Here is a 17,428-nt window from a genome sequence, read left to right as displayed (position 1 = left end):
TCGGGGGGTGGGTCTTCAGTATCGGATACAGGGACGGTAGGGGTGTGGCGCAGCACACGGCAATCGTTTGCCATTTTTTTGCCATACTGTCCGCATGTCGGCTGCCCCGCGTTCCCGGAAACGCGCCACCATCACCGATGTGGCCCGCGAGGCAGGGGTCGCGGCGTCCACGGTCTCCCGCGCCTTCACCGACCCGGGCCGGGTCAACGTCGTCACCCGCGATCACATCCTCGAGGTCGCCGACCGGCTCGGCTACGCCCCCAACCCCGCGGCCCGTGCCCTCGAATCGGGACGCACCAACACCCTGGCGCTGCTCGTCCCCGACATCACGAACCCCTTCTTCTCCGGCGTGATCAAGGGGGCCGAGCGCGCCGCCGTCGCCTCCGGCCGGACCCTCGTCCTCGCCGACACGCAGGAGAGCGCGGTCACCGAAGCGCACATCATCCGGCGGTTGGGGCCGGCGGTCGACGGCTTCGTCCTGGCGGCCGCGCGCATGCCCGACGACGAGCTCCGGCGCGTCGCGGAACTCGACGCCGTGACCCTGGTCAACCGCGCGATCCGCGGAATTTCCTGCGTCGTGGCCGATTACGAGACGGGAACACGTCAGATCGTCGACCATCTCGCGTCGCTCGGGCACCGCTCGCTGCTGTTCCTCGGCGGCCCGCCCGAGTCGTGGTCGGGAGCGCGACGGTGGGCCGGTCTGCAGGCGGCGGCACAAGCCCACGACATCGTGGTGCGTCGCTTCGGCCCGTACTCGCCGACGCTCGGAGGCGGTGCCGCCGCGGCCGACGCTGCCGTGGCAGCCGGCGTCACCGCGGTGGTGTGCCACAACGACATGCTCGCGATCGGGGTGCTGCGCCGGCTGCGCGAACGCGGGGTGTCCGTGCCCGGGCACGTGAGCGTGGTCGGTTTCGACAACATCTTCGGGTCCGACCTGTGTCAGCCGTCGCTCACGACGCTCGCCGAACGCACCGAGGACGCCGGGGCGCGAGCCATGGAGATGCTCGCCCGGCAGGCCTACGAGCGGGTCGCGGTGGCCGACGGACTCGTACTCCCGACCCAGCTCGTCGTCCGCGAGTCCACCGGCCCCGCGAGATGAGGGAGGTCGTGTGCGTCTTTTTCGACGAAAACGCACACGACCTCCCCGAAGGTCACCGGTTCGCGAGCTTGTCGGCCAGGAAGGTGAACGTCAGCGCCGACTTGAACGCCGCCTGGGCGTTGTCGGCCGCGCCGCCGTGACCACCTTCGATGTTCTCGTAGTACGAGACGTCGTGTCCCTGTTCCTCCAAACGCGCGACCATCTTGCGCGCGTGCCCGGGATGCACCCGGTCGTCCCGCGTCGACGTGGTGACGAGGATCGGCGGGTAGGCGGCGTCGGGATCGGTGTTCTGGTACGGCGAGTACTTCGACAGGAACTCCCACTCCGCGGGGTTGTCGGGGTCGCCGTACTCGGCCATCCACGATGCTCCGGCGAGCAGCAGGTGATAACGCTTCATGTCGAGCAGCGGCACCTGGCACACGATCGCCCCGAACAGTTCGGGATAGCGCGTGAGCATCACGCCCATGAGCAACCCGCCGTTGCTGCCGCCCTGGGTGCCGAGCTGCGCCGCTGTCGTGATCCCGCGCGCGACGAGATCCTTCGCGACCGCGGCGAAGTCCTCGAAGACCTTGTAACGGTTCTCCTTCAGTGCCTGGGTGTGCCAGGTGGGGCCGTACTCGCCACCGCCGCGGATGTTGGCGATGACGTAGGTGTAGCCCTTCTCGAGCCATGCCCGCCCCACGCCACCGCTGTAGGCCGGCACCATCGAGTTCTCGAACCCGCCGTATCCGTACAACAGTGTGGGCGAAGGGGTTCCGGTGTTGCTGCCGACCACGAAGTAGGGCACCTGTGTGCCGTCGTCGGACGTCGCGAAGTGCTGCTCGACCGTGATGCCCTCGGCGTCGAAGAACGACGGCGCCTGCTTGATCGCCTCCACCGCGCCGCCGACCGTCCCGGACAACAGGGTCGCCGGGATCGTGAATCCGCTGGAGTTGAGGAAGAAGTCGTCGCCGGTGCGCGGATCGACGTCGATGATCGAGGTCGACGTGGCGTCGGGGACGCCCGGCAGTTCCTCGTCGGCCCAGCCGTCGTCACCGGGCGTGAGCACCCGCACGCGGGTCTGCACGTCGCGCAGTGTGACGACGAGCAGGTGGTTCTTCGTCCACGCGTACTGCTCGAGCGAGGTGTGCTCGTCCGGGGCGAACAGCACCGTCATCTCGCGCGAACCGGCTAGGAATGCCGGATAGTCCGCCGCGAGCAGCGTGCCGGCGGGATATCCGAGCCAGTCGGATCGGGTACGCACGAGCAGGTGGTCGCGGTAGACGCTCACCCGCGCGTCGTCGGGAACGTCGAGCCGGACGAGTCCGCGGTCCGCGGTGAGTTCGAACCGGTGCGCCCGGTAGAAGTCGATCGCGCGGTCGACGAAGGTGCGTTCGTATCCGGGAGTGTCGTCGTACCACGCGGAGACGGCGACATCGCTGCGCTCACCCTCGAAGACCGTCTCGGCCTGCTCGATCGGCGTGCCGCGACGCCATTTCTTCGCGAGACGCGGGTAGCCCGAGTCGGTGAGCGACCCGTCGCCGAAATCGCTTCCGACATAGACGGTGTCGGCATCGATCCACCCGATGTCGGTCTTCGCCTCGGGCAGTTCGAAACTGTCCGGGCCCGAGAGGAATCGCCGCTCGACGAGGTCGAACTCGCGGATCACGCTCGCATCGGCACCACCGCGCGACAGGCTGATGAGCGCGCGGGTCTGGTCGGGCCGCAGCACCTGGGCTCCCGACCACACCCAGTTCTCACCCTCCTCCTCGGCGACGGCGTCGAGGTCGACGAGGACGTCCCAGTCGGGTTCGTCGCGCAGATACTGCTCCATCGTCGTGCGACGCCACAGGCCGCGCACATGCTCGGCGTCCCGCCAGTAGTTGTAGAGGTACTCACCCCGCCGACGGGCGTACGGAATGCGGGCGTCGGTGTCGAGCACCTCGCGGATGCGGGATTCGAGGTCGGTGAAGCCGCCGGTGCGGGTGTACGTCTCGACCGTTCGGTCGTTCCGGGCACGCACCCAGTCGAGTTGTTTCTCGCCGGTGACGTCCTCGAGCCACAGGTACGGATCGGTCGTGTCGTCGCTCATGACCCATTCATACCCGCCCCGCACCTGCCGCGGGCGGCAGGCAGACTGTGACCTCGTGCAGATGCATCCGTCGGACGCGCGCCGAGAATGGCTCGGCGACCGAATCCCGGGCGACCTGTTCGCCCTCTACTGTTTCGACGCCCCCGCGGTTCCGGTCGCCGAGGTGCTCGCCGACCTCCGGTCACGGGTGGCGGCGATGGGGGAGCTCCAGGTGCGGATGGTCGAGGTACCCGCGGGTCTCGACTATCCCTACTGGACAGCGCACGCGCCCACCGAGGATCGGTTCGTCGTCCACGAATCCGGCAGCTACGGGCAGGTGCTCGACGTGCTGTCCGGGCTCGTCGCGACCCGCGTCGACGTCACCGTCTCACCGTGGCGCTTGCACATCTTCCAGCAGGTCGCCGATGCTCCGCGCGGAAACGGTCCCGCGCTCGTCGTCGTCCTGCAGATGTCGCACGCCTTCGCCGACGGGGTGCGCACGTCCGCGCTGGCCCGGGACCTGTTGTCGGGCATCGCCACACCCACGACCCCGCCGCGTGCCCCCTCGCCGGCCGGGATGCTCGCGCGCGCTCTCCTGCGGCTGCCTCTGTCGATCCCGCGGGTGATCGCCGACGGGCGACGGGCGGTCGAAGCGCAACGGCAACTCGCCGACCCGTCGGTTCCGCAACCCGCCCCGGGGAGGCCGCTGGTGGCCGTGAACACCGCGCCCGGACCGCGCCGGGCGGTGCGCACAGTCGTGGTCGACACCGCAGACCTGCGCCGCGTCGGCACCGTCACCGTCGGTGCGCTCACCGTGATCGGTGCCGCCCTGTCGGACTTCCTCGGTGTCGGCGAACTGTCCGCGGAAGTACCGGTCGCGGTGCCCACCGCGACCTCCCGCAACAGTTACCGCAACGTCGGAGTCGACCTGCACTGCACCATCCGCGACCCGCACGAGCGTGCCGTGGCGATCGCCGCCGACCTGGCGTCGCAGCGGATCCGCGCGCGCCACCCCGCGATGGCGGTACGCGCCCGCACCGACGATCACGTCCCGGCACCGCTGCTGCGCTTCGGCACCGACCGCCTCGACCTGTCCGTCGTCCCGCCCACCGTCACCGGCAACACCGTCGTCTCGAGTGTCGACCGCGGCCGGGCCGACCTGGAACTCGGTGGCGGCCGGGTGCGGTTCACCTCCGGCTTCCCCGGCTTGTCGCCGGTGCAGGCCCTCACGCACGGCGTGCACGGGATCGGCGAGGCGGTGACCCTCTCGGTGACGACCTCCCCGGAGGTGGTCGATGCGACCGGTCTCGCTCGGTACGTCACCCTGCTGCGCGAGGCGGTCGCCGCGCTGTAGCGTGCCCCGAATCGAACGATGGAGGGGTACATGGCGGTATATGCGGTGACGGGTGCCGCGTCGGGAATGGGCAGGGCGAGCGCGGAACGGTTACGGGCTGCCGGGCACACGGTGATCGGCATCGACCTGAAGGACACCGAGGTCACGGCGGATCTGTCCACCCCCCAGGGCCGCTCCGATGCAGTCCGCACGACGCTCGAGCTGGCGGGCGGCCGTCTCGACGGCGCCGTACTCGCCGCGGGGCTGGGTCCCACCCCGGGCAAGGAGAAGATCGTCGCGCAGGTCAACGTGCGGGGCGTGATCGACCTGCTCGTCGGCTGGCGGCCGGCGCTGGTCGCCTCCGGCAACAGCAAGGTCGTGGTGTTCGGGTCCAACTCGACGACGACGACGCCCGGCGTGCCGAACTCGGCGGTGAAGGCGTTCCTCGCCGGCGACATGGACAAGGGCGTCGCCCGCGCCACGCGCATCCCGCAGACGGGTCCGCCGTTCACCTACGCGGCGTCGAAGATCGCCGTGACCCGGTGGGCGCGCCGGGCTGCGGTAACCCCCGAGTGGGCAGGAGCGGGTATCCGCCTCAACGTCCTCGCACCGGGAGCGATCTCCACCCCACTGCTCGACGCGCAGCTCGACAGTCCCCTCGGGAAGGCGGTCGAAAGCTTCCCCGTTCCGCTCGGCGGCTTCGGGAAGCCCGAGGAGATCGCGCAGTGGGTCGAGTTCATGCTGTCCCCGGCGGCGGACTTCATGACGGGAAGCGTCGTGGTGGTCGACGGCGGCACGGAGGCCTACTTCCGCCCCGACGACTGGCCGGTGCGGGTTCCGCTCCGGTCGATCCCCCGGTACCTGCTCGCCATGCGGAGGTTCGGACGCCGGAAGTGAGGGTCCGCGCGGCGCGGACCCTCACCGGGCTCTCACGTCAGGCGAAACAGTCGCCGAATCCGTAGAACGCGTCGAACGCCCCGGTGGGCATCACGTCCACCGCGTTCACGCGGTAGGACGGGTACGAGGCCTGCATCAGGTCGCGCACGAACCGCAGGGCGTGGATCGCGTCGACGGCGTCGACGGTGATGACGAGCTGGGCGCGGCCGTTGTCGCTGCGCCCCACCGCCCCGTGATGCGGGACGATCGGTTCGATGAGGTCGACGGTCTCGGCGTCGGTCAGGCGATCGAGGTCGGCGTCGATTTCGATCATCGCGTTGTATTCCATGTGGGTTCTCCCGTGTCGAACACCCGAGCGGCCTCGCGCCGCGCGGGTTGATCTCGACGGGGAACACGCACGGCGACATCATGCCCGAACCGGATGACCCACGCCATCATCCGATCGGGGAACGGTCGGGCCGGCCGAACACCGCGCGCTCACGCCGTCGTTGCCGGCGGGAGAACACGGCGGCCATCAACCGCACCGCGAGAGGCAGTTCCCCGCGTACCCGTGCGGTCTCCTCCTCGGTCATCACGGCGAAGAAGCGGGTGAGGTCGAAGTCTGCCCTACCGCCGCGCTGGGCGTCCTTCTCGAACCGCTGCCACGCCTCGGACGGGACATGCCCGGTGATGAGCGGGAAGACGGACCGCTCCTCGTCCGCGATGTGCTCGTGGAGCAGGTCGCTCAGTATGCGGAAGGTACGCGCGAAACCGGCCACCGCCGCCGGTTCGGGGAGCCCGCGGGTGAACTCGCCGAGCTCGTCGAGGAGCGGGTCGAGTTCGTCGTGGTCGTCGGTGAGTTCGGTGAAGTCGACGTGGGGTCCGGCCGAGGCGGTGATCAACGGCCAGAGCGCGAGGTCCTCCACGTTGTGATGGTGGTGGAGACTCGCGACGAACAGGCCGACGTAGTCGGCGGTCGCCGCGTAGCGGGCCCTGTCGAAGCTCGACGGATCTGCGAGCATCCGGTCGGCCAGTTCGCTGAGTCGGGTGACGTCACGGAGGATCACGCGGTGCGCCAGGCGCATTCCGAGCAGCTCGTCGTCGGTGGTGAGGCGCGGGGTGAGGGATGCGGAAGTCATGCCGGTAGCGTGCGCGGCCGGACTTGGAACCCACTTGGCGCCGAGCACACGCCAGGGGCCGGTGCGCACCAAGTGGTCACCGAGAACGTCTCCGCGTGCTCGGTCCGTGAGCATCACTCCACGCTTTCCGTACCGTCCCGGCGCCGGCGGTGTCGTCGTCGCATTCGCACTCGATTGCCGCGCGGACTCCCGTTCGCCGCGGTCGGCGTGCTCATCCCGCGGGCGACCGATCGCTCTCGGCGGGATGCGGCGCCGCCGACCGCCCGGCGCGCAGACGCTCCGCTGTTCGTGTGACGAGTTCCGACGCGGCGGCCTGCCACCGGGTCGCCGCATCGGTGTCTCCCGTGACCTCCGCGGTCTCGGCGAGCGCGAGATCCACGGGACCCGCATAGAACGAGCCCGAATCCAGCCCTGCGATCCGGCCCGAGAACGGGAGGAGTTCGGTGTGCAGTGCGCGCGCTGCGTCGACCTCCCCGAGACGAGCGGCCGCACGGGCGCGGAAGGTCGTCATGGCGAGCCAGTAGTAGTCGCGCGCATACGGTCTGCTCGTCTCCCACAGCCGGCGGGCGCGGTCGTCGTCGCCCCGGTCGAGCAGTGCAAGGATCAAGGGGAACCGGATGGCGTGGGGCCGGACCGTCTCGATGGCGTCCAGTTCCTCCACGAGGGAGGAGAAGTCGTCGCGTACCACGGCGACGCCGATGCGACCGAGCGTGCCGATCCACTGTGCCACCGTCATGCCCTGGGCGTGCAGCGCCGCCGAGATCTCGTCGTAGCGGCACAATCCGTTCTCGAGGCGGCCCGCCATCGTCTCGATCAGCGCCTCGAAGATGGCGAGGACCCCGAGCATCTGTGCCAGCTGGTGGCCGGCCGCGGATCGTGTTGCCAGGGCGGCGCTCTCGTAGGCCTGTCCGAAGTCGGTCTCGGCGGTCGCGGCGAGGAACCGCTGGAAGTGCGCCACCGAGACGAATCCCTCGTCGCCCACCGCGGTCGCGATCTCGAGCAGTCGGGCGGCGTTGCCCAGCCGCTCGTGGACGAGGTCGGGGCCGAAGGCGACATAGCCGACGGCGTTGAGTGCGCGCACGAGAATTACCGGGTCGCCGCATTCCTCTGCTGCCGAGCGTGCTTCGAGCGCCGCGGCGAGGCATTCCGCGTCATCGAGTCCTTCGAGTTCGAAGACGCGGGTCACGAGGAGCAGGGCGCGGTCGCTCGCGGTGACGCCGCCTCGGGCCAGCGCGACGTCGATCGCGTCGAGTATCTCGGAGTCGGGCACGCTGTCGGTCCGGATCGTCCACACCACCGGTGCCGACCACGATACGAGAGCACGTACGAGGGCGTCACCGTCACCGAGCGAGCGGGCGATCCTCACCGCGCGCAATCGCGTCTCCCGAGCGCCGACGATGTCTCCGGTACGGGCCTGAGGGCCCACCCGGCCGACGAGAATCCCGAGCAACAGCCGGTCGTGGGGGTCGACTGCGTCCTCCCACAGCGACAGCGCGGCACTCCACAGTTCGAAGGCGTCCCGGAAGGAGTACTGCCGCTCGGCGGCACGCGCCCCCTCGACGACGTACCCCGCGCATCGTTCGGCGGTCGCGGGCGTGGCCGCACCGATCGCGTGATGCGCGAGTGCCGTGGGGTCCGGTGGGTTCCGGCGCGCCAACGCGTCCAAGGCTGCGGCGTGGATCCTCCTGCGCCGCATGGCGGGTATCGCGTCGTAGAGGGTCTCCCGTACGAGATCGTGGCCGAAGCGGAGGCGATCGGGTCCCGGTTCGGCGAGGATTCCGGTGACCACGGCGGGTTCGAGCGCATCGATCATGCTCTCCTCGTCGTCGTCACCGACCTCGCACAGGATGGACAGGTCGAAGTCGCGTCCGAGCACCGCACCGCGGCGCAGAGTGACGACGGTCCGCTCGGGGAGCCGGGAGATGCGGCGCGCGAGGATGTTCCGCACACCCTCGGGGACGTTGCCCCGCAGCGCGCCGACCCCTTCCGACGCGATCAGGCGGCAGTACTCCTCGACGAAGAGCGGGTTCCCGTCCGTCTGCCCGAGGAGGTCCGTGAGGGTGGTCTCGTCGAGTTCGGGCGCACCGAGGCGTCGCGCGATCGTGCGTGCCTCGTCGCGGCCCACGCCCCCGAGGACGATCCGGGTTCCCGGTGTCCCCGCGGTCGCGGCCCAGGTGGCGTGCAGATCGTCGGTGGTCTCGCCGGGACGGAAGGTGGCCACGACAAGGGTCGCCGACCTGCGGGCGGAGGCCGCGATGTGCCGTAGGACCTGCAGCGTGGGTTCATCCGCGCGGTGGAGGTCGTCGAGGACGAGCACGGTTCGTCGGTCCGGCAGCGACAGCTGTCGTTCGAGTGCCCGGCTCAGTTCGAACGGCGATGCGGGTGGCTCCGGAAGCCCGAGCTCGCGCAGGATCTCGGTCCACGGCCAGGCCGGCGGCGCTCCGTCGATCTCGGGGCACGATCCCCAGGCCGGGGAGCGGCCCGAATCCGCGATCCGTCGCACGAACGCCCCGGCGAGGGCGCTCTTGCCTTCGCCGGCATCGCCGGAGATCCACACCAGCTGCAGACCGTCGGTGTCGGATCGCCGGGCCGCCTGCACGAGGAGGTCGAGTTCGTTTCCACGACCGACGATCTCGTCGTCCGGTTCCGGATCGTCCCGCAGCGGAACGGTCGCCGGGGTGTCGGTGCGCGCCGGTGACAGCGACGCCCGCTGGTTCAGGATGTCGTGTTCGAGTTGTCGTAGTTCGGGCGAGGGATCGATGCCCAGCTCGTCGAGCAGGTACTCGCGGGTGCGGTGCAGGGCGGCCAGGGCCTCGGCCTGTCGGCCGCAGCGGTACCGGGCCAGTGCCAGCACCCGGACGGCGAACTCGCGTCCGGGATTGTTCTGGACGTGGTGTTCGAGTCCGTCGGCCGCGAGTTCGGCGCGACCGTCGTCGAGGTGGGCGTGGGCGCGTGCCTCCAGGGCGGTGGCGTGGACCTGCGCGAGCCGGTCACTCTCGTTGCGCGCCCAGTCGGCGTCGAGGTGCTCGTGGTACGGCACTCCCTTCCACAGGTCCAGTGCCTGCGACAGCATCCCGATGCGCGAGCTGTTGTCGTCGACGGTCAGCGCCTCGGTGACGAGCCGGTCGAAATGCCACGCGTCGACGGCCCGGTGCGGCAACCGCAGTGCGTAACCGGGTGGTGCGGTGACGATCACCGACGACGGTGTGCGCGGAGCTCGCGACGGTTCGAGCAGGCGCCGCAGATTCGAGACATGGACCTGGAGCGCGGCCAGAGCCTTCGGGGGAGGACTGCCGGACCACAGATCTTCGATCAGCAGGTCGGTCGAGACGACGTGACCTGCCGCGACGAGCAGTCGCGCGAGCACCGCCCGGGCCCCGGGACCACCGGTGGGCACCGTCCGGTCGCCGACCGTCACGACGGTCGGGCCCAGCACGCTGATGTGCACGGGCTCGGCGGCTGTCGCGGTCGCAGTCATGATCGCGCCAGATTAGCGGTGGTGCAGGCGCGAACGCGAGAGTCGGCGGCCGATGTCGGTGGGTCGGCGCGATGCCGAACAGGAGCGCGTCGACGCCGGCGCGGAACGCACGATCCTTCACCTCGGTACCGCTGTCAGTGCCGTCGTGGGGGCGTTTCGCGAGCTGCTCTCGGCCTCCGCGCCTGTACCCGCGTATGCGGCGTGGCCGCTGCACCGTCCGGTGTGGTCGGCGCTCGGCTGGTGCGTCGTGCTGCTCGCCGTGACGGTCCCGCTCGCCGGATCCGGGAGCTACCGGACGGTAACCGGACCATCGGCAGACGCCGGAATCGGGCGGGACTACCCTGTATATCCGTGACCTCACACTATGACGTCGTTGTCCTCGGAGCCGGTCCCGGTGGGTACGTCGCTGCTATCCGCGCGGCACAGCTGGGACTGAGCACCGCCATCATCGAGCAGAAGTACTGGGGTGGTGTCTGCCTGAACGTGGGATGCATCCCCTCGAAGGCACTTCTCCGCAACGCCGAGCTGGCACATCTCTTCAACAAAGAGGCCAAGACCTTCGGCATCTCGGGAGATGTGTCCTTCGACTTCGGTGCCGCCTACGACCGCAGCCGCAAGGTCGCGGACGGCCGCACCAAGGGCGTGCACTTCCTCATGAAGAAGAACAAGATCACCGAATACGACGGTAAGGGCTCGTTCGTCGACGCCAAGACCATCGAGGTGGCCCTCACCAAGGGTGGCACCGAACAGGTGACCTTCGACAACGTCATCATCGCCACCGGCTCGGTCACCAAGCTGCTGCCGGGCACCGAGCTCAGCGAGAACGTCGTCACCTACGAGGAGCAGATCCTCACCCGCGACCTCCCCGAGTCCATCGTCATCGTCGGCGCCGGCGCTATCGGCATGGAGTTCGGCTACGTCCTGAAGAACTACGGGGTCGACGTCACCATCGTCGAGTTCCTCGACCGCGCACTGCCCAACGAGGACGCCGACGTCTCCAAGGAGATCGCCAAGGCGTACAAGAAGCTCGGCATCACCATCAAGACCGGTGCCGCCGTGCAGAAGATCTCGGACGACGGCTCGAAGGTGACCGTCGAGATCAAGGACAACAAGTCCGGCAACGTCGAGACCGTCACGGTCGACAAGGTGCTGCAGTCGGTCGGCTTCGCGCCGCGCGTCGAGGGCTACGGCCTCGAGAACACCGGCGTCGAGCTCACCGACCGCGGTGCCATCGCGATCGACGAGCGCATGCGCACCAATGTCGAGGGCATCTATGCCATCGGCGACGTCACCGCGAAGCTGCAGCTCGCGCACGTCGCGGAGGCGCAGGCCGTGGTCGCGGCCGAGACCATCGGCGGTGCCGAGACCCTCGAGCTCGGCGACTACCGCATGATGCCGCGCGCGACCTTCTGCCAGCCGCAGGTCGCCTCCTTCGGTCTCACCGAGGAGCAGGCGAAGGCCGAGGGCTACGACGTGAAGGTCGCGACCTTCCCGTTCACCGCCAACGGCAAGGCACACGGTCTGGGCGATCCCACCGGCTTTGTCAAGCTCATCGCCGACAAGACCCACGGTGAACTCATCGGTGGCCATCTCATCGGCCCCGACGTCTCGGAGCTGCTGCCCGAGCTGACCCTGGCCCAGAAGTGGGATCTGACGGTCAACGAGCTCGCGCGCAACGTCCACACGCACCCGACGCTGAGCGAGGCGCTGCAGGAGGCCATCCACGGTCTCGCAGGACACATGATCAACTTCTGAGGATGCGGGGCCGACCCGAGGCCACGCATTTCCCCTTCTTCCGTGCGGGCGGATCCCCGCTCGGATGTACCGGCTCAGCCCGTGACGACCCGACCGTCGTCGCGGGCTGACGTCGTTCCGGACTCCTGCCGGGGAATTCTCGGATGAGGGTGCCATTACTGCCGGGTGGGAATCCTCTATAGTCGTCGCAAGGACGCCACGGCCGGCCCCTGATCCGCGCAGCGGCCGACCGGATCGTCTCCGTACTCGGAAGTCCGACGCCCGCCGCCGGGCGCTTCGGATGCGATCGGCATCGTCGCCACGAAGAAGGAAGCGTCATGAGTGCACAGCAGGTCGAGGGCAGACTCACCCGTATCGAGGGCCTCGCGCAGCCGAACCCGGGCGAGGGGAGCGGCCCGCGGATCGAGAAGCTGGCGGCGGTCACCGGCGCCACCGTCGTGCGTCTGTCCTTCACCGCCGGGCAGACGATGGACGACCACAAGGCCGGCGCCCCGATCCTCGTGCAGACCGTCACCGGGGACATCGCGTTCAGCACCGCCGACGAGACCGTGTCGCTGCTGCCGGGCACCGCGGTCCACGTCGACGCGGGCATCGTGCACCGCCTCGTCGCGAACGCCGATTCTGTGGTGCAGCTGACGATCCTGCGCTGACGATTGTCCCCGCTTCCACACGGAAGCGAATCCGCACGTGCGGCGTGTATGCACGCGTAGTGTGTCGCCATGGCGGAACGCGGCGCTCGCCCACACGTGCACCCGGTTCGGAGATGGTTGCTGCGCACGGTGCGGCACCTGTTCACACCTCTGCGGCCCGACGACTATCTCGAGATGATCAACCCGCTCTGGACGACCCGCGAACTGCGCGGCCGTGTCGAGCGGGTCGTCCCCGAGGGCGGCGACGCCGCGTCGGTGCTCATCCGCCCGGCCTACGAGTGGCGGGGGCACGAGCCCGGCCAGTACGTGCGGCTCGGCGTGATCATCGACGGCGTCTACCACTGGCGGGCGTATTCGCTCACCTCCGACCCGGATCCGGTCGACGGCCTCATCAGCGTCACGCCCAAGCTCGTCGAGAACGGTGTGGTCTCGCCGTATCTGGTCCGCAAGCTCGAACCGGGCGACATCGTCCGGCTCGGCGAGGTGGAGGGCGTGTTCACACTGCCCGACCCGCTGCCCCGGAAGATGCTGTTCGTCAGCGCAGGCAGCGGGATCACGCCGATCATGAGCATGCTGCGCAGCCTCGACCACCGCGACCGCGTCGACGACGTCGTGGTCGTGCATTCCGCCCGCACCCCCGACGAGGTGATCTTCTCGTCGGCCCTGCGCGAGCTCGACGACCGCCATCCCGGGCTGCGCCTCGAAGTGTGGCTCAGCGGTGAACGCGGCCGCATCACTCCCGGCGACCTCGACGAACTGTGCCCCGATTGGCGCGAGCGCGACGCCTTCTGTTCGGGTCCGCGCGACCTGCTCGACGCCCTCGAAGAACACTGGGACGAACACGGCGATCCCGAAAGATTCCACCTCGAACGTTTCCAGCCGATCATCGGCGGGAATGCCGGGAGCGGCGAAGGCGGCACCATCCACTTCCTCGACAGCGAGAAGGAGGTGGAGTGCGACGGCGGAACACCCATCCTGGTCGCAGGGGAGAACGCCGGCCTGAAGTTGCCGTACGGCTGTCGTATCGGCATCTGCCACACATGCGTCGGAACACTGAGATCCGGACAACTCCGGGACCTGCGAACCGACGAGGTGAGCGAGCCCACCGGGGCGGCGGTGCGTACCTGCATCCACACCGCGGAGGGCGACATCGAAATCGAACTGTGAAGCAACCGGCTTCGAAGCAGGGGGCGTCGTGACGAGAAGCACCGACAGGGCCGATACCGGGTCGCGGGAACTGCAGAGTCCGCTCGCGCATCTGAGCGACGACGATCTCGAGCAGATCGCGAAGGAATTCGACGCCATCCACGACGAGGTGTACTCGAGCCTCGGCGACAAGGACCGGCAGTACATCAAGAACGTCATCGCGGCGCAGCGTCAACTGGTCGTGGCGGGGCGGGTGCTGCTGTTCGCGTCGTCGTCGAAGCCCGCATGGGTGGCCGGGACGGCCTGCCTCGGCCTGGCGAAGATCCTCGAGAACATGGAGATCGGCCACAACGTCATGCACGGCCAGTGGGACTGGATGAACGATCCGGACATCCACTCGTCGGTGTGGGACTGGGACACCGCCTCCACCGCGGAAGCGTGGAAGCACTCGCACAACTACATCCACCACACGTTCACCAACATTCGCGGTCTCGACAAGGACCTCGGCTACGAGATCATGCGGATCGACCCACACCAGAAGTGGCACCCCGTCTACCTCGCGCAGCCCGTCTACAACGCGCTGCTCACCGTGCTGTTCGAGTGGGGTGTCGCGCTGCACGACCTCGACCTCGAGGCGCTGTGGGCCGGAGAGAAGTCGGCCGGGCAGGTGCTCGAGGAACTGAAGGGCATCGCCGGTAAGGCCCGGGCCCAGTTCGTCAAGGACTACGTCGGCTGGCCGCTGGTGAGCGCCGCGCTGTTCGGTCTCGCGCAGGTCGCGCTGCAGGGCCGGTTGCCCCAGCCGAAGACCTCACGTCTGGGGCGGCGACTGCGCTCGACGAGCACGGGGCCGATCGGTAAGGGCCGCCCCGGAAAGTTCCGTACCGCAGCCGATCTCGCCGACCGGTATCTGCCCGGTGTCGAGAAGACCTTCCTCGCGACCGTGCTCGCCGACGTCACGGCCAACATCATCCGCAACGTGTGGGCGCACGCGATCATCTTCTGCGGACACTTCCCCGACCAGACCTACACCTTCTCGAAGAAGGAGGTCGAGAACGAGTCGCGCGGAGGGTGGTACGTGCGGCAGCTCGTCGGCGCCGCGAACATCGAAGGCACCCCGCTGTTCCACGTCATGAGCGGCAATCTCGGCTACCAGGTGGAGCACCATCTGTTCCCCGACATGCCGAGCACCCGCTACGCGGAGGTCGCGCCGAAGGTCAAGGACATCTGCGAACGCTACGAACTGCCCTACAACTCGGGCAGACTCGGCAAGCAGTGGTTCATGGTGCACCGCACCATCGCCCGGCTCGCCTTCCCGGGCGGCAAGCCCCGGCCCAAGCCCGGACCGTACCGACGCTCGCAGGATCCCCAGGGTGGGCCCGCCCCCAGCGAGGCCGCGCGGTTCCGCGACCGCCTACCCGCCGATCATCCCGACGCCGGACCCGAACACGACGGTAGCGGCGTGAAGGTCGACCCGCCGCCCCGTTGACCGCTCACCGAGATCACGACGCCCGGTAGGCCTTCCAGCCACCGAACCCGGTGATGTCCACCGCGTCCTTCGCGGCGTCCTGCGTGCATCCGAAACCGACGACCCACCGCCCGTCCGCCAGTTCGACACTCGTCAACGTCATCGGGGCGGGGAGCGCGGCGAGGAAGCGTCCGAGGCCGGCCTCCGACAGGCGGAACAGTTCGCCGGCGATCGCGGCGCCCTCGCCCGGTGCGTGCCGCACCAGTCCCGGCTTGGGTGGTGTCGTGTTCAGCGCGGCGAGACGGTACGCGTCGGAGGTGTGCACTTCCTCGACGAACCGCGCCCCGAGCTCCTCGAACTGGAAGTGCAGTGGCTGACCGCGAAGGTGCGCTCCGAAGACCGCGAGTTCCACACCGGACTCGACGACGCGCGGCGCATCCACACCGTTCAGCGCGGCCGCGACGTCCACTGCCACCTGATCGGCGAAGGCCGGGACCACGACCATGACCCCGAACGGATCGCCGTCCGCCGTGGGTGCGCCCGGAACGGCCACCGCCGCCATGTCCAGTAGGTTGCAGAAGTTGGTGTAGGTGCCCATCCGTCGATTGACGGCGATCGGATCGGCCTCCACTGCAGCGATCGTCGGGTGTTCCGTCGTCGTCGGGAGCAGCAGCCCGTCGAACCCGGTGAGCAGTTCAGCTGCGAACGCCTTGACGTGGGTGAGGGTGTCGAGGTCCTCGACGAGTTCGTACGCGGCGGGCTTCTTCGCGTCGGCGACGATCGCGGCGACGGTGGGATCGGCGCCCTCCGGCGCCGTCGACAGGAACTCGCCGACAGCGGCGTAGCGCTGGGCCACCACGGCACCGTCGTACAGCAGCAGCGCCGCGTCGAGCAGCGGAGAGATGTCCACCTCGACGATTTCGGCGCCGGCCTCGCGCGTCGTCGCCACCGTGCGGGCGAAGGCGTCGCGGTAGTCGTCGCACAGAGCCTCGAGATCCTCGGCGCGCGGCACCGCGACACGCAGAGCGTTCGACGCGGCGAGTCGCACGTCCGCGGGCCATGCCCTGCTGCGCGTATCTCGGGATTCGGGTCCGGCCATCACCCGGACCGCGGTCGCCGCGAGGTCGAGCGACGGCGCGAAGACCGTGAGGCAGTCGTAGTCGACGCACGCCGGCACCACGCCGTGCGCCGGGATCACGCCGAGGGTGGCCTTGACACCGACGATTCCGTTCAGCGCGGCCGGGACGCGTCCCGAACCGGCGGTGTCGGTGCCCAGCCCGATGTCGGCGATGCCGAGCGCCACCGCGACCGCCGAACCCGAACTCGAACCGCCCGAGACCTTCTCGGGATCCCAGGCGCACCGCACCGCCCCGTACGGGCTGCGGGTCCCGACGAGACCGGTGGCGAACTGGTCGAGGTTGGTCTTGCCCAGGACGACGGCGCCGGCGGCGATCAGGCGCTCGACACCCGAGGCGGTCTCCTCGGGGACGTACGCGAACTCGGGACATGCAGCGGTGGTGGGGATTCCGGCGACGTCCACGTTGTCCTTGACCGCGACGACCAGACCGGCGAGCGGCAGTGACTCACCGGCGGCGACCCGGGCGTCCACGGCGGCGGCCTCGGCGAGGAGATCGTCGGCGCCGCGCAGCGCGATCCACACTTCGGGGCGCTCCACCTCGCCGATACGGCGCAGCGCGGCACGCACGCGATCGGTGGCGGACACCTTCGCCGGGGAGACGGGCGCCGCAGCTGTATACATCGTCGTGGACATGGCTGTATACGCTATGGACCGGCAATGACGCCGTTGTGACGTTGTGTAACAGCCTTGTTAGGGATGTCCTCTCCGGCCGGGTGCGGCAGGGGCGGACGGATCAGAAGTCGCGTTCGATCTGCAGGACACCGATGGTCGTGGCGAGGGCGTCGTATTGCGTGACCAGCAGACAGAATTCGATGAGCCTGCGGTCGTCGTAGTACTGCGCGAGCGACGACCACGTCTCGTCGGACAGCTGCTTCGTGGTCACGAGCTCGTCGACGGCGGCGAGAAGCGTACGGTGCCTCGGCTGCCAGTCCGGAGCGCCGGGTCCGGCGACGATACGGTCGCGCACCTCGTCGGTGATCCCCGCGCGGCGGCCCAGACGGGTGTGATGGTCGAATTCGTAACCGCACTCGCGTAGATGCGCTACCCGCAGGATGACCATCTCCGACTCGAAGCGGCCGAGGCGGCCGAACGGCATGAGCATGCCCGCATAGTGCAGCCATCCGCGGAACAGTCGCCCGGTGCGGCCGAGCGTGCTGAACAGGTGGGCGTCCGAGGTACCCCCGGCAGCGGACAGGGCCTTCCATGTCACCCAGTTGAGCGGGCCGAGTTCCTTGAAACGTCCGGGCTGGATGCGGGGTGTCATGAGCGCCAGTGTGCCCGAACGAGCTCGTCGGGTCA

Annotated in this window: 13 protein-coding genes; 7 read left to right on the top strand and 6 right to left on the bottom strand. The window is 69.1% G+C overall.

Annotated features, from left to right (window positions below):
* Positions 1 to 94: 94 nt before the first annotated feature.
* Positions 95 to 1,099 (top strand): LacI family DNA-binding transcriptional regulator, encoded by a 1,005-nt coding sequence (locus tag EQ874_RS16715; RefSeq protein ID WP_064062647.1) that lies wholly within the window; start codon positions 95 to 97, stop codon positions 1,097 to 1,099.
* 52 nt (positions 1,100 to 1,151) lie between these two features.
* Here EQ874_RS16715 and EQ874_RS16710 read toward each other — a convergent pair whose 3' ends face one another.
* Positions 1,152 to 3,170 carry a prolyl oligopeptidase family serine peptidase gene (locus EQ874_RS16710; RefSeq protein ID WP_129977471.1) on the bottom strand — a complete coding sequence of 673 codons (2,019 nt, stop codon included), beginning with the start codon at positions 3,168 to 3,170 and terminating at the stop codon, positions 1,152 to 1,154.
* On the opposite strand from EQ874_RS16710, the gene EQ874_RS16705 reads away from it, so the two are divergent.
* Positions 3,169 to 4,503 (top strand): wax ester/triacylglycerol synthase domain-containing protein, encoded by a 1,335-nt coding sequence (locus tag EQ874_RS16705; RefSeq protein WP_129977470.1) that lies wholly within the window; start codon positions 3,169 to 3,171, stop codon positions 4,501 to 4,503. The two genes, EQ874_RS16710 and EQ874_RS16705, sit on opposite strands and share 2 nt — an antisense overlap.
* 30 nt (positions 4,504 to 4,533) lie before the next feature.
* Positions 4,534 to 5,379: an SDR family oxidoreductase gene (locus tag EQ874_RS16700; RefSeq protein ID WP_129977469.1), complete on the top strand. Its 846-nt coding sequence runs from the start codon at positions 4,534 to 4,536 to the stop codon at positions 5,377 to 5,379.
* A gap of 37 nt (positions 5,380 to 5,416) precedes the next feature.
* Here EQ874_RS16700 and EQ874_RS16695 read toward each other — a convergent pair whose 3' ends face one another.
* From EQ874_RS16695 to EQ874_RS16685, 3 genes are all read right to left on the bottom strand, one after another.
* Complete coding sequence (locus EQ874_RS16695) at positions 5,417 to 5,707, bottom strand: hypothetical protein (RefSeq protein ID WP_129977468.1); 291 nt, start codon at positions 5,705 to 5,707, stop codon at positions 5,417 to 5,419.
* Positions 5,708 to 5,813: 106 nt separating this feature from the next.
* Positions 5,814 to 6,497, bottom strand: a complete 684-nt coding sequence (locus EQ874_RS16690) for a hemerythrin domain-containing protein (RefSeq protein ID WP_129977467.1) — start codon at positions 6,495 to 6,497, stop codon at positions 5,814 to 5,816.
* A gap of 211 nt (positions 6,498 to 6,708) precedes the next feature.
* The gene (locus EQ874_RS16685; RefSeq protein ID WP_129977466.1) at positions 6,709 to 9,975 is read right to left on the bottom strand and encodes a BTAD domain-containing putative transcriptional regulator; all 3,267 of its coding nucleotides are present in this window, start codon (positions 9,973 to 9,975) and stop codon (positions 6,709 to 6,711) included.
* A gap of 351 nt (positions 9,976 to 10,326) precedes the next feature.
* On the opposite strand from EQ874_RS16685, the gene lpdA reads away from it, so the two are divergent.
* The 4 genes from lpdA (at position 10,327) to EQ874_RS16655 (ending at position 15,012) form a co-directional block, all read left to right on the top strand.
* Positions 10,327 to 11,730 (top strand): dihydrolipoyl dehydrogenase, encoded by a 1,404-nt coding sequence (gene lpdA / locus EQ874_RS16670; protein WP_129977465.1) that lies wholly within the window; start codon positions 10,327 to 10,329, stop codon positions 11,728 to 11,730.
* 317 nt (positions 11,731 to 12,047) lie between these two features.
* Positions 12,048 to 12,380 carry a cupin gene (locus EQ874_RS16665; RefSeq protein ID WP_129977464.1) on the top strand — a complete coding sequence of 111 codons (333 nt, stop codon included), beginning with the start codon at positions 12,048 to 12,050 and terminating at the stop codon, positions 12,378 to 12,380.
* Positions 12,381 to 12,449: 69 nt separating this feature from the next.
* On the top strand, positions 12,450 to 13,547 hold the full coding sequence (locus tag EQ874_RS16660) for a ferredoxin reductase (RefSeq protein ID WP_129977463.1): 1,098 nt from the start codon (positions 12,450 to 12,452) through the stop codon (positions 13,545 to 13,547).
* Positions 13,548 to 13,575: 28 nt separating this feature from the next.
* Positions 13,576 to 15,012 (top strand): acyl-CoA desaturase, encoded by a 1,437-nt coding sequence (locus EQ874_RS16655; RefSeq protein ID WP_129977462.1) that lies wholly within the window; start codon positions 13,576 to 13,578, stop codon positions 15,010 to 15,012.
* Positions 15,013 to 15,025: 13 nt separating this feature from the next.
* On the opposite strand, the gene atzF is transcribed toward EQ874_RS16655, so the two are convergent.
* Both atzF and EQ874_RS16645 read right to left on the bottom strand, forming a co-directional pair.
* Positions 15,026 to 16,750 carry an allophanate hydrolase gene (gene atzF, locus EQ874_RS16650; protein WP_129977586.1) on the bottom strand — a complete coding sequence of 575 codons (1,725 nt, stop codon included), beginning with the start codon at positions 16,748 to 16,750 and terminating at the stop codon, positions 15,026 to 15,028.
* A 112-nt stretch (positions 16,751 to 16,862) separates the two neighbouring features.
* Positions 16,863 to 17,393 (bottom strand): carboxymuconolactone decarboxylase family protein, encoded by a 531-nt coding sequence (locus tag EQ874_RS16645; protein WP_129977461.1) that lies wholly within the window; start codon positions 17,391 to 17,393, stop codon positions 16,863 to 16,865.
* Between the last annotated feature and the right edge of the window lie 35 nt (positions 17,394 to 17,428).

It is taken from the genome of Rhodococcus sp. Q1 (assembly GCF_004153645.1).
GTDB classification, from domain to species: domain Bacteria; phylum Actinomycetota; class Actinomycetes; order Mycobacteriales; family Mycobacteriaceae; genus Rhodococcus; species Rhodococcus gordoniae.
Note: the sequence above shows the minus strand (reverse complement) of the source record. Positions and strands in the feature narration are given on the sequence as shown.

Coding starts and splice junctions, on each gene's coding strand:
- EQ874_RS16715 (WP_064062647.1), top strand. CDS start 95: ATGTCGGCTGCCCCGCGTTCCCGGAAACGCGCCACCATCACCGATGTG.
- EQ874_RS16690 (WP_129977467.1), bottom strand. CDS start 6,497: ATGACTTCCGCATCCCTCACCCCGCGCCTCACCACCGACGACGAGCTG.
- EQ874_RS16695 (WP_129977468.1), bottom strand. CDS start 5,707: ATGGAATACAACGCGATGATCGAAATCGACGCCGACCTCGATCGCCTG.
- EQ874_RS16705 (WP_129977470.1), top strand. CDS start 3,169: ATGACCCATTCATACCCGCCCCGCACCTGCCGCGGGCGGCAGGCAGAC.
- EQ874_RS16665 (WP_129977464.1), top strand. CDS start 12,048: ATGAGTGCACAGCAGGTCGAGGGCAGACTCACCCGTATCGAGGGCCTC.
- EQ874_RS16685 (WP_129977466.1), bottom strand. CDS start 9,975: ATGACTGCGACCGCGACAGCCGCCGAGCCCGTGCACATCAGCGTGCTG.
- EQ874_RS16710 (WP_129977471.1), bottom strand. CDS start 3,170: ATGAGCGACGACACGACCGATCCGTACCTGTGGCTCGAGGACGTCACC.
- EQ874_RS16660 (WP_129977463.1), top strand. CDS start 12,450: ATGGCGGAACGCGGCGCTCGCCCACACGTGCACCCGGTTCGGAGATGG.
- EQ874_RS16700 (WP_129977469.1), top strand. CDS start 4,534: ATGGCGGTATATGCGGTGACGGGTGCCGCGTCGGGAATGGGCAGGGCG.
- EQ874_RS16645 (WP_129977461.1), bottom strand. CDS start 17,393: ATGACACCCCGCATCCAGCCCGGACGTTTCAAGGAACTCGGCCCGCTC.
- atzF (WP_129977586.1), bottom strand. CDS start 16,750: ATGTATACAGCTGCGGCGCCCGTCTCCCCGGCGAAGGTGTCCGCCACC.